Origin of the sequence: Streptomyces sp. NPDC006602, assembly GCF_042870385.1 — a bacterium.
GTDB lineage: Bacteria > Actinomycetota > Actinomycetes > Streptomycetales > Streptomycetaceae > Streptomyces.
In genome coordinates, this window is the sequence record NZ_JBIAHG010000015.1 from 184,907 (window position 1) to 196,247 (window position 11,341).

At 68.8% G+C, this 11,341-nt stretch carries 11 protein-coding genes and 1 rRNA gene; 3 read left to right on the top strand and 9 right to left on the bottom strand.

Annotated elements, in window-relative coordinates; translation table 11 throughout:
* Window positions 1-13 precede the first annotated feature (13 nt).
* From ACFYO2_RS31420 to ACFYO2_RS31430, 3 genes are all read left to right on the top strand, one after another.
* Window positions 14-925: an HAD family hydrolase gene (locus ACFYO2_RS31420; protein ID WP_388355737.1), complete on the top strand. Its 912-nt coding sequence runs from the start codon at window positions 14-16 to the stop codon at window positions 923-925.
* Between the two features lie 352 nt (window positions 926-1,277).
* Window positions 1,278-2,051 (top strand): ECF subfamily RNA polymerase sigma factor, BldN family, encoded by a 774-nt coding sequence (locus ACFYO2_RS31425; RefSeq protein ID WP_388355739.1) that lies wholly within the window; start codon window positions 1,278-1,280, stop codon window positions 2,049-2,051.
* A gap of 234 nt (window positions 2,052-2,285) precedes the next feature.
* Entirely contained in the window at window positions 2,286-3,524 is a 1,239-nt protein-coding gene (locus ACFYO2_RS31430; protein WP_388355741.1) for a DUF5667 domain-containing protein, read from the top strand.
* 97 nt (window positions 3,525-3,621) lie between these two features.
* On the opposite strand, the gene ACFYO2_RS31435 is transcribed toward ACFYO2_RS31430, so the two are convergent.
* The 9 genes from ACFYO2_RS31435 to rrf all read right to left on the bottom strand — a co-directional run.
* On the bottom strand, window positions 3,622-4,683 hold the full coding sequence (locus tag ACFYO2_RS31435) for a lysophospholipid acyltransferase family protein (RefSeq protein WP_388355743.1): 1,062 nt from the start codon (window positions 4,681-4,683) through the stop codon (window positions 3,622-3,624).
* A gap of 14 nt (window positions 4,684-4,697) precedes the next feature.
* Entirely contained in the window at window positions 4,698-5,759 is a 1,062-nt protein-coding gene (locus ACFYO2_RS31440; RefSeq protein WP_388355745.1) for an NAD-dependent epimerase/dehydratase family protein, read from the bottom strand.
* 195 nt (window positions 5,760-5,954) lie between these two features.
* Window positions 5,955-6,053: a 30S ribosomal protein bS22 gene (locus tag ACFYO2_RS31445; protein WP_003948845.1), complete on the bottom strand. Its 99-nt coding sequence runs from the start codon at window positions 6,051-6,053 to the stop codon at window positions 5,955-5,957.
* A 154-nt stretch (window positions 6,054-6,207) separates the two neighbouring features.
* Window positions 6,208-6,417, bottom strand: a complete 210-nt coding sequence (locus ACFYO2_RS31450) for a helix-turn-helix domain-containing protein (protein ID WP_016437488.1) — start codon at window positions 6,415-6,417, stop codon at window positions 6,208-6,210.
* Window positions 6,418-6,546: 129 nt separating this feature from the next.
* Window positions 6,547-7,362: a phosphatase gene (locus ACFYO2_RS31455; protein ID WP_388355747.1), complete on the bottom strand. Its 816-nt coding sequence runs from the start codon at window positions 7,360-7,362 to the stop codon at window positions 6,547-6,549.
* A 328-nt stretch (window positions 7,363-7,690) separates the two neighbouring features.
* Entirely contained in the window at window positions 7,691-8,863 is a 1,173-nt protein-coding gene (locus ACFYO2_RS31460) for an acetoin utilization protein AcuC (protein ID WP_388355749.1), read from the bottom strand.
* Complete coding sequence (locus ACFYO2_RS31465; RefSeq protein ID WP_388355751.1) at window positions 8,814-10,028, bottom strand: MFS transporter; 1,215 nt, start codon at window positions 10,026-10,028, stop codon at window positions 8,814-8,816. The genes ACFYO2_RS31460 and ACFYO2_RS31465 overlap by 50 nt, the downstream gene beginning before the upstream one ends.
* Before the next feature lie 507 nt (window positions 10,029-10,535).
* A complete protein-coding gene (locus ACFYO2_RS31470) occupies window positions 10,536-11,180 on the bottom strand; it encodes an HAD family hydrolase (protein ID WP_388355753.1) in 645 nt (214 codons plus the stop codon).
* A gap of 71 nt (window positions 11,181-11,251) precedes the next feature.
* Window positions 11,252-11,341, bottom strand: a 5S ribosomal RNA gene (gene rrf, locus ACFYO2_RS31475); the annotation flags it as partial.

Here is an 11,341-nt window from a genome sequence, read left to right on the forward strand (position 1 = left end):
CTATGCTCACGCCATGGCCGCTCTCGGATGGCTCACTCCCCGTAGGCGCTCCGCCACGGCGCGGAGCGTGTTGGCAGGCGAGGCCTCGGCTGAGGCAGCGCGCAAGTCCACGCAGGATGTCGCCGGTGAGGAACCGGAGTTCCCGGTGCACGGCGACGCGCATGCCGCCGCCTTCTTCGACCTGGACAACACCGTGATGCAGGGCGCCGCCCTCTTCCACTTCGGCCGGGGCCTGTACAAGCGGAAGTTCTTCGAAACCCGCGACCTCGCGAAGTTCGCCTGGCAGCAGGCGTGGTTCCGCCTGGCCGGCGTCGAGGACCCGGAACACATGCAGGAGGCCCGCGACTCGGCGCTGTCGATCGTCCAGGGCCACCGCGTCTCCGAGCTGATGTCGATCGGCGAGGAGATCTACGACGAGTACATGGCCGAGCGCATCTGGCCCGGCACCCGGGCTCTGGCCCAGGCGCACCTGGACGCGGGCCAGAAGGTGTGGCTGGTCACAGCCGCCCCGGTGGAGATCGCCCAGGTCATCGCCCGCCGCCTCGGTCTGACCGGCGCGCTCGGCACGGTCGCCGAGTCGGTCGACGGCGTCTACACGGGCAAGCTGGTCGGCGAACCCCTGCACGGCCCGGCGAAGGCGGAGGCCGTCCGTGCGCTGGCCGCCGCGGAGGGCCTGGACCTGTCCCGCTGCGCCGCCTACAGCGACTCGCACAACGACATCCCGATGCTGTCGCTGGTCGGCCACCCCTACGCCATCAACCCGGACAGCAAGCTGCGCAAGCACGCCCGCCGACTGGAGTGGCGCCTGCGCGACTACCGCACGGGCCGCAAGGCGGCCAAGGTCGGCATCCCCGCGGCCGCGGGTGTGGGCGCGGTGGCGGGCGGCACGGCGGCAGCGATCGCCCTGCACAAACGCCGCCGCTGACACAGCCGGCGACACCGGGCATCAGATCAGGTCACGCCCGGCACAACCGGCCAATCCACGGGTCGTACCCCGTTACCCCGCTGTCCAGTCCCGTTGGCTGCACACGGCCACAACACGCCCCCCACCCAGACGGAACACGACCCTTTTCGATCAACAACCGATCACTGAGCGGTACTTGATCGGCCGTCATTCGGTTACAGAAGCGACGTAATCGATGATTTGAGCAACTGCGTGTAGCAGCGCCTGTACTAAGCGTTATTCTCCTCAGACGCAATCCGGATCCCCTTCCGTCGCTACGACGGGTGAAAGGTTCCGTACTGCACGTGATGGAAGCTCTGCCTCTGGGAGTCCCGTGTACCCACACGTCGGGGTTGACGCCTCGGGCCTGGCTACGCTGCGCGCAACGGTCCAAGACCTGTTGCGCGGTTTCGTCCCCACCGCGTACGCCGTCCCTGCCCTCGCCGCTGCCACCACCCCCGTCGGCCCGTGCTACGCGCTCGCCGACGGCAGCGCCGCCGTCGGAAGACGAGGGCGTTCGACCGGTGCCAACACCACCCGCCGTCCCGCCGCGGACAGCGACAGCGCCCGCATGATGGACCTTGTGGAGCGTGCCCAGGCCGGCGAGGCCGATGCCTTCGGGCGTCTCTACGACCAGTACAGCGACACCGTGTACCGGTACATCTACTACCGAGTGGGAGGCAAGGCGACCGCTGAGGATCTCACCAGCGAGACGTTCCTGCGCGCACTGCGCCGGATCGGCACCTTCACCTGGCAGGGCCGCGACTTCGGCGCGTGGCTCGTCACCATCGCCCGCAACCTGGTCGCCGACCATTTCAAGTCGAGCCGCTTCCGGCTGGAAGTCACCACCGGCGAGATGCTCGACGCCAACGAGGTCGAGCGCTCCCCCGAGGACTCCGTCCTGGAGTCCCTCTCGAACGCCGCCCTCCTCGATGCCGTACGACGGCTCAACCCCCAGCAGCAGGAGTGCGTGACACTGCGCTTCCTCCAGGGCCTCTCCGTCGCGGAGACCGCCCGTGTCATGGGCAAGAACGAGGGCGCTATCAAGACCCTCCAGTACCGCGCCGTGCGCACCCTCGCCCGGCTCCTCCCGGACGACGCACGCTGACAAGAACACGCTCGGTAACACTCAACTCGCAGTCAGTGAAAGTTCGTTGGCTTCCCTATCCGCTCATCCGCCGTCCGTAACCCAAGTGCCGCGCCACTCGTTGTGCGGGATGCAGACTCCCTGTGGTCACTCCCTGGCCGACTTCGATCACCCGATCGAGTACTCGTGGTCAGGGAGTGCAACCCTCAGGACCCCCTGGGGAGTCGACCGTCTCGACGAGAGGAGGTGCCGCCAGTGATCGCGAACGTTTCGGCGCACCGGCGGGCGAACGCCTTCGCCCAGGCCCTGGAGGAGCAGTCCGACCAGGGCACGGCGGCCGAGCAGTCCGAAGGACCACCGCCGTCCCCGGCTGCTGCGGAACAGACCGAGCAGGGCCGCCTCATGGCCCTCGCGACCGGTCTCGGCGAGCTACCCAAACCGCAGCTGGACCCCGAGGTCAAGGTCGTCCAGCGGGCCCAGCTCGTGGCCGCGATGGAGGCCATGCTGCTGGAGGGCACCGCGGGAGGGGAGGGCGACCCCTCGGTGCCGGAGCAGCGCTCCCACCGGGCGCGGGGCGCTCACCGGGCGGGCCCACTGGGCAAACTCCGACCGCGTTCCCGGCTCACCAAGGGCCTCGCCGCGGGCGGACTCAGCGTGGGCATCGCCGCAGGCGCCTTCGGCGGAGTCGCAGCGGCCAGCTCGGACGCACTCCCCGGCGACTCGCTGTACGGCCTCAAGCGCGGCATCGAGGACTTCAAGCTCGCCTACCTGTCCGACAGCGACGACGAGCGCGGCGTGGCCTACCTCGACCAGGCCTCCACCCGCCTCAGCGAGGCCCGTCGGCTCATGGAGCGCGACCGCGGCGGCCAACTCGACCACGAGTCCCTCGGCGAGATCCGCCGCGCGCTGTCCGGCGTGCAGCACGACGCCTCCGAGGGCCACCGCCTACTGACCGAGGTGTACGAACGCGACCCGGACTCCCTGGGCCCCATCCAGGCCCTGGACACCTTCTCCCGCTCGCACCGCGACGTCTGGGGCACCCTCCGCGACCGACTGCCCGTCCAGCTCGGTGACGTCAGTCAGCAGGTCTCGTCGGTCTTCGACGCCATAGACGAAGAGGTCGCCCCGCTCCAGTCCCTCCTCCCGCAGCCCCCCGTCCAGGGCGGCAGCGGAAACGGTCAGCGGCAGGGATCCGGCTCGGCATCCTCCGACACCTCGGCCGGTTCCGGCCGTTCCTCGGCGCCCAGCACCGGCAACGGCGGCTCGTCCGACGGCACCGGCAGCGACAGCCCCAGCAGGTCGGCCGGCTCCGGCAGCGAGGACGACGGCCTCCTCGGCGGCAGCACCGGCGGCCTCCTCGACCCGCCCAAGAACACCGACACCACCTCCCCGTCCACCACGACACCGACCACCGAACCGGACGTCACCCTCCCGCCCCTCCTCCCCGGCCTGCTGCCCGACCTGGGCATCGACTCGGGGGACGCGGAGCAGTAAGCCCGTACGACAACGGGGGCGCCCCTCTCTGAGAGGAGCGCCCCCGTTGTCGTACGACAGGCGTCGGTCAGGTTTCTCAGACGGCGGCCGACAGCTGTCAGAAGAAGACCGAGCGGCGCTGCACCAGCAGTTTGTAGAGGGTGTGCTGGATCTGTTCGCGGACCTGGTCGGTCAGGTTGAACATCAGCATCGGGTCCTCGGCGGCCTCCGGCGGATAGCCGTCCGTGCGGATCGGCTCGCCGAACTGGATGGTCCACTTGGTCGGCAGCGGGATCGCGCCGAGCGGGCCGAGCCACGGGAAGGTCGGCGTCAGCGGGAAGTACGGGAAGCCGAGGACACGGGCCAGGGTCTTGGCGTTGCCGATCATCGGGTAGATCTCCTCGGCCCCGACGATCGAGCACGGGATGATCGGGGTGCCCTGGCGCAGTGCCGTGGAGACGAAACCGCCGCGGCCGAAGCGCTGGAGTTTGTAGCGCTCGCTGAAGGGCTTGCCGATGCCCTTGAAGCCCTCCGGCATCACCCCGACCACCTCACCCTGGGCCAGCAGCCGTTCTGCGTCCTCCGCGCAGGCCAGGGTGTGGCCGAGCTTGCGGGCCAGCTCGTTGACCACCGGCAGCATGAAGACCAGGTCCGCCGCCAGCAGCCGCAGATGGCGGCCCGCGGGGTGGTGGTCGTGGACGGCGACCTGCATCATCAGGCCGTCCATCGGCAGCGTCCCGGAGTGGTTGGCGACGATCAGCGCCCCGCCCTCGGACGGGATGTTCTCGACGCCCTTCACCTCGACCCGGAAGTACTTCTCGTACATCGGGCGCAGCAGGGACATCAGGACCTGGTCGGTCAACTCCTCGTCGTAGCCGAAGTCGTCGACCTCGTAATCACCGGTGAGGCGGCGGCGCAGGAACGCGAGTCCGCCCGCGACACGCCGCTCCAGGCCGCTGTACGCGCCCTCGTCCTGCCGCTGCTGGGGCGGCTGTTCCTCACGGGTCACAGGAACATCATCCTGCGCGGGCGCCCTGCTGGGCAGGGGCTGGACCTCACGGACCAGCGAGGATTCCGTGCCCTTGCGCCGGCTCCCCGCGCTCCGGCGCCGCGGCGGCCGCTGCACGGCGCTCCCGCGGGACCGGTCGTCGTCGAACGGAATGACCTTGGCGTCCGCCATCGTTGATGCGCTCCTCAGTTGGCGCTCTGCGTCGGGGGGTGGCCGCTGCCCGCCAGGGACAGCGCGGCGATCCGGTCGACGGCCCCCGCAAGGGCCTCGGGCGGCAGAAGTCCAGGTCCGCGACTGCGCGCGAACTCCGCGAAAGTCTCCGCCGTCGTGTACTTCGGCTTGAACCCGAGCGTCTCACGCATCTGGTCCGTCGCCACGACCCGGCCGTGGGTGAGCAACCGGATCTGTTCGGGCGAGAAGTCCGTCATACCCAGCGTACGCACCAGCGAGCCGGCCCAGGTGACCGCGGGGAGCAGCAACGGCACCGTGGGACGGCCGATCCGTCGTGAGCACTGCGACAGCAACAGCACCCCGTCCCCGGCGATGTTGAAGGTGCCGCTGTTGAGCGTGCCGCGCGCCGGTTCGTGCGAGGCGATCCGCAGCACCTCGATCACGTCGTCCTCGTGCACGAACTGCAGCCGGGGGTCGTAGCCCAGCACGGTCGGCAGGATCGGCAGCGAGAAATACGAGGCGAGCGGGGTGTCCGCGGTCGGGCCGAGGATGTTGGCGAACCGCAGCACGCACACGGCGACGTCCGGCCGCCGCCGGGCGAACCCGCGCACATACCCCTCGACCTCCACCGCGTCCTTCGCGAACCCGCCGCTGGGCAGCGACTTCGGCGGCGTGGTCTCGGTGAAGACGGCGGGGTCGCGAGGCGCGGATCCGTACACGCTGGTACTGGACTTGACCACGAGCCGCTTCACGGTCGGCGACTTCTGACACGCCCCCAGCAGCTGCATGGTGCCGATGACGTTGGTCTCCTTGACGGAGGTCCGGCTGCCGCTGCCGAGCGCGGTCGCGCTGACGTCCAGATGGACGACCGTGTCGGCGGCCGTCTCGGCGAGCACTCGCGCTATTCCGGGCTGCCGGATGTCGGCCTGGACGAAGTCGGCGCCGCCCAGATGGTGCTCGGGCGCAACCGCGTCCACGGCGATCACCCGGTCCACCTGGGGGTCGCGCTGGATCCGCCGTACGAACCGGCCCCCCAGTTGACGAGCCACTCCGGTCACGAGCACGACCTTGCCCAAGATCAGCGCCTTCCTTCCAGCCCAACCAAACACTTGCAGCCTGCCGTGTTCCCCGTGTGAGGCCCAACTTAGCGGGTTGATGTTGCGCTGTGATGACCACCCACTGCACGAAGTGACGACATCCGGCCCCGGACACGCGTGCGGCCCCCCACCATCATGGGTGGGGGGCCGCGGAACACGCTCTCGCGGTGTCGCTTACTTCTTGTTGCGACGCTGAACGCGCGTGCGCTTGAGCAGCTTGCGGTGCTTCTTCTTGGCCATCCGCTTGCGCCGCTTCTTGATAACAGAGCCCACGACTACCCTCGCTCACTTCTCATCACTCGGTGCTGGGCGCCATGGGCCCATACGACCTACGAGGGGCTAGCCTACCCGCCCGAGCGCTGAGGTCGTAATCGAGGTGACCGGGGTGATCCAGTAGTGCCCTGAGGATCCCCCCGGACCGTCGTCGTCAGGCGGTTTCCACCCCCACGTAGCTCTCGCGGAGGTACTCGTGAACCGCATTCTCGGGGACGCGGAAGGACCGCCCCACCCGGATCGCGGGCAGATGACCGCTGTGCACCAGTCGGTACACGGTCATCTTCGACACTCGCATCACCGAGGCGACTTCCGCCACGGTAAGGAACTGAACCTCGCTCAGAGGCCTCTGCTCAGCAGCCATGACACACCTGAACCTTCCGCACTCGACGGCCACCGGCTTCCCCTTCCGGTGACTCTTCGTCGCTGCGTGCTCACTCCCCAATGTAGGGGCGGGTGATGCAAGTGGGGAAGAGGTGCACCCATCGGCGCCCTACTGTGACAGACACGCTCGATTGAGTACGTAGCGGGTCAGCGGCAGGTAGTAATCAGACCGCACAGCGTCATCAAGTGGAACGACCACGGACACGACCCCCTCCGCCTCCCCCACAAAGAGCGCGGGGTCATTCGTATCCGCCAGCCCAATGGCCTCAAACCCCAGCTGACCTGCTCCGCAGACCCACCCGTGGTCCCCGATGACGAGCTCGGGAAGAGGTCCGCCGGCCTCCGTGGCCGCGGCCAGCGCGACCCGAACCGGGAGCGGCGAGTGCGTGTGCGCGCCGGTCGCACAACCGGAGCCCGACGCGTCCGGTTCCCGCACCAGCGCGACTCCTCGGACGTAATCAAGGTTGTACGTGCGTAGACCGAACCGGGTCGTTATGTCGACAGAGTGACCATGCGCCGGGGTGAGGACGGTACATCCCGCCGCCGACAACGCGTCCGCCAAGGCGGCGTAGAAGCCGAGCAGTCGATGGGGGTGCCCGGTGCCGAGGAGGACGGTGGCGTTGCGCTGGGCGGCTGCCTCGAGCCGCTCGGCGAAGGCATCCAGAGCAACCAACGTCCGCTCAGGATCAATCACATCATGGCCCTCAACATGGCGAGGATCGGCCGAAACCCCGCACTTGACTGCCATCAACTCGATCAAATCTAGCTGTCCCCAAGACCACTCAGGATCAATCCCGATCAAAACCCGAGGATCCCGAGCGGCGAACAACCGATAACTCCGCAGACTCTCCTCCCGCGAGGTCGCCACCCTCCCGGCCAACCGCGCAGCAAGCAGATGGGCGCGCACCGCCCCGACGCTCAACACGCCTGCGATGCTGACGCACCCCACCCCCCGCCACGCCCCGAACGCCCAAACACCGCACAGTTGGCGTAACCCGCGAAACAGGGCCCCACCCTTCTCAGCACCGGCCCGCACTCTCAGCCCGTCCGGCGTTTGAGGACAAGGCCTTTCGGGCCGCGGAGGGTCTGGGGCGCAGCCCCAGGGTTCAGGAGACGTACTCCCTGCCCGGGGCCCAGGGGCGGAGCCCTTGGCGGGGGTCGAAGGGGCGGAGCCCCTGGAGACGGGACGGGAAGGGGCGGCAGGGGCGGCAGGGGCGGCAGGGGCGGCAGGGGCGGCAGGGGCGAGAAAACCCCTACGCCAACAACCCCCGCAACGGAAACACGGCCCGCCGAGCCGCCAACACCGCCTGGTCCAACCGATCCGCAGGGTCGTACCCCGCCTCCCAGTCGGCCCACCCCACCGGCCACCGCCCATCAGTCATCCGCCCCGGCCCCAACTGCCGAGTCCGAGCGAACACCTCCTGCCGCCACCCCTCAGGAATCACGGCCGAAGGCTCCACAGCCCGCCCCGCCGCAATCCCCACCAGATGAGTCCACGACCGCGGCACCACATCCACCACCGCGTACCCGCCCCCACCCAGCGCGACCCACCGCCCGTCGGCGTACTCGTGCGCCAGGTCATGACAGGCAACCTGCACAGCCCGCTGCGCATCAAGAGACACAGCCAGATGAGCCAGCGGATCCTCGAAATGCGTGTCGGCCCCATGCTGGGTCACCAGCACCTGCGGCCTGAAGTCGGCGATCAACTCCGGCACCACCGCGTGAAACGCCCGCAACCACCCCGCGTCCCCGGTCCCCGCCGGCAGCGCGACATTCACCGCCGCCCCCTCCGCGGACTCCGCCCCCGTCTCCTCCGGCCACCCGGTCTGCGGAAACAACGTACGAGGATGCTCGTGCAGCGAAATCGTCAGAACCCGCGGATCCTCCCAGAACGCCGCCTGCACCCCGTCCCCGTGATGCACGTCGACATCCACATAGGCGACCCGCTCAGCACCGAGCTCCAACAACCGAGCAATGGCGAGCGACGCGTCGTTGTAAATACAGAACCCCGACGCACCCCCGGGCATCGCATGATGCAGCCCACCCGCGAAGTTCACCGCGTGCAGCGCGTCCCCCCGCCACACGGCCTCGGCGGCCCCCACCGACTGCCCCGCGATCAGCGCGGACGCCTCATGCATCCCGGCGAACGCCGGATCATCCATGGTCCCCAGCCCGTACGACCCGTCCGCCGCCCCGGGGTCCACGGAAGCCGCCTTCACGGCCTCGACGTAGTCCTCCCGGTGCACCAGCCGCAGCGTCGAGTCCCCCGCCGGCTTGGCCGCCACGACCTCCATCTCCCGATCAAGCCCGAAGGCCTGAACGAGCCTCCAGGTCAGGGCCAGCCGAACCGGATCCATCGGATGATCCGGACCGAAGTCATAGCCCGTTACTGCCTCGTCCCACATCAGCTGTGCGCGGCCGCTCATGCCCGCCACCGTATCGGTCCGGTTGAGCGGCGAACGACCGGGCGTACACGAGTGTCACCAGCACCAACACCATCGGCACGAGCATGGCCCCGCGATAGGTCCAGGCGTCCCCCAACGCCCCCACCAACGGCGACCCGATCAGGAACCCGACGTAGTTGAAGACATTGAGCCGGGCCACGGCCGCGTCGGACGCCCCCGGGAACAACCGTCCCGCCGCCGCGAAGGTCTGCGGCACCAACACACACAACCCGAGCCCGAGCAACGTGAACCCGAGCATCCCGACCCACGGCCCGGGCGCCACCGCCACCACCCCGAACCCGACCGCCGCCACCAGCGCCCCCACCCGCACGACCGCGACCGCTCCGAACCGCCGTACACCGAGGTCCCCGATCGCCCGCCCCAGCAACGTGGTCACCATGTACACGTTGTACGGCACGGTCGCCAGCTGCTCACTGCTCCCCAGCACGTCCTGCAGGTACTTCGCGCTCCAGTTGGAGACCGTCGAGTCCCCGATATACGCGAAACACATCACCAGGCACAGCGGCAACAGCAACTTGAAGGCAAGGGTCCCGCCCTCGCCCTTCTCCGCCACGACATCGGCGTCCCCGCCCCCGTCGACGTACCACCGACTCCCCACCAGGGCAGCCGGCAGCAGCACCAGCACCACCGGCAGGTACGACACCCACAACGCCAGATGCCAGTGCGCCCCCACCCAGGCGAGCGAGGCCCCCAGAATCCCGCCCAGGCTGTACACGGCGTGGAAGCTGAGCATGATGCTGCGCCCGTACCCCCGCTGCAGACTCACCCCGAGCATGTTCATCGAGGCGTCCAACGCACCCACGGCGAGCCCGAAGGCGGCGAGCGAGACGCCCAGCTCGACCATCGACTCTCCCGCCCCCACCCCGAGCAGCGCCAGGAGCACCACGGGCTGGGACCACCGGAGCACCCGGCTCGGCGGTATCCGCTTCACCAACTGCTCGGTACTCACGCTCCCCACCCCGGCGAGGATCGGCACGGCCGCGAGGAACGCGGGCAGCAACGCGTCGGAGACCCCGTATCGGTCCTGGATGGCCGGGATCCGCGTCACGAGCAGAGCGAAGGCGACGCCCTGCGCGAAGAAGCTGAACGCCAGCGAGGCCCTACCGCGCCGCAGCACATCAGTCATGGCGGCGAGCGTAGGGCCCTGGCGTACTCGTGGGTAGATCCAGCCGAAGATGAGTTTGTTTCAGCTTTGCTTCGTCAGCGAGCGACAGCGACACCGGAAGCCTCGGGAGGTAGGCGGCCTGCCCGCGCCGGGCCAGCGCCCACTGATCGTGCGTGGCCCTGGTGCGGCGTGCAGTGGAACAACCGCGTCCAGCCCCGGCATTCACTCACACTCGCCACAGGTCACCCCCGCTCAGCAGAGCGGCAGCAGTTCCCAACCCCTGAAAGGCAGCGGACCCACCCTGCAACCGCGCCCAGGCGGCCTCCCGCCCCGCGTCCCCCTTCACCAGCCTCGGCTTCACGGCAGCGGTCATCGCCGGCTTCCCCCACATCACGGAGACCAGCCCTCGATCCCCACCGCGCTGCTGACCCCACTCTCCCAAAGGCCCTCTTCTTCGTCATGCCCTCAGTTTCACGGCCGGCACGCAGACGCCGGTAGAAGCGATCGTCCGGCCCTCGGCATGACATGTCAGGCCAGCAGATCAGCCAACTCCCCCATGTCCGAGAAGAATTGAGTGGCCCCCGCCAGCCGCTCGGCAGGCGTCATGGCGGTGAACCCGTACACGTCCATCCCGGCCGCGACAGCCGCCTGCACCCCCAACGGACTGTCCTCGATCACGACGCACCGCTCGGGCGCGACCCCCATCCGCTCGGCCGCGTACAGAAACAGATCCGGCGCAGGCTTACCCCGCCCCACATCCTGCGAACTGAAGATCCGCCCCTCGTCGAACCACCGGTCCAGCCCCGTCTTCCGATGCCCAACCCGAATCCGCTCATGGCTCCCGGAGGAGGCGACACAGTACGACACCCCGTCCGCAGCCAGCTTCTCCAGCACCCCCAGGGCCCCGGCCACCGGCTCCAACTCCCGCTCGAAGGCCGCGAACACCCGCCCATGGAAGACGTCGTCGAAGCCCTCCGGCAACCGCTGCCCCGTGCGTTCCCGTATGAGGTCATGGATCCGGTGCATCGCGGACCCCATGTAGTCCCGAATGGAGTCCTCGTACGACGTCGGGTGCCCCAGCTCGGTCAGATAGGCGGCCAGGAGCCGATTGGAGATGGGCTCACTGTCCACGAGCACACCGTCGTTGTCGAAGATGACAAGTTCATAGCGCATGCCCAGACCCTAAACGACCCGGAAAAGCAGAAAACCCCCGTGCCGATGGCACGGGGGTTTTCTCACAATTTGTTCGGCGGCGTCCTACTCTCCCACAGGGTCCCCCCTGCAGTACCATCGGCGCTGTAAGGCTTAGCTTCCGGGTTCGGAATGTAACCGGG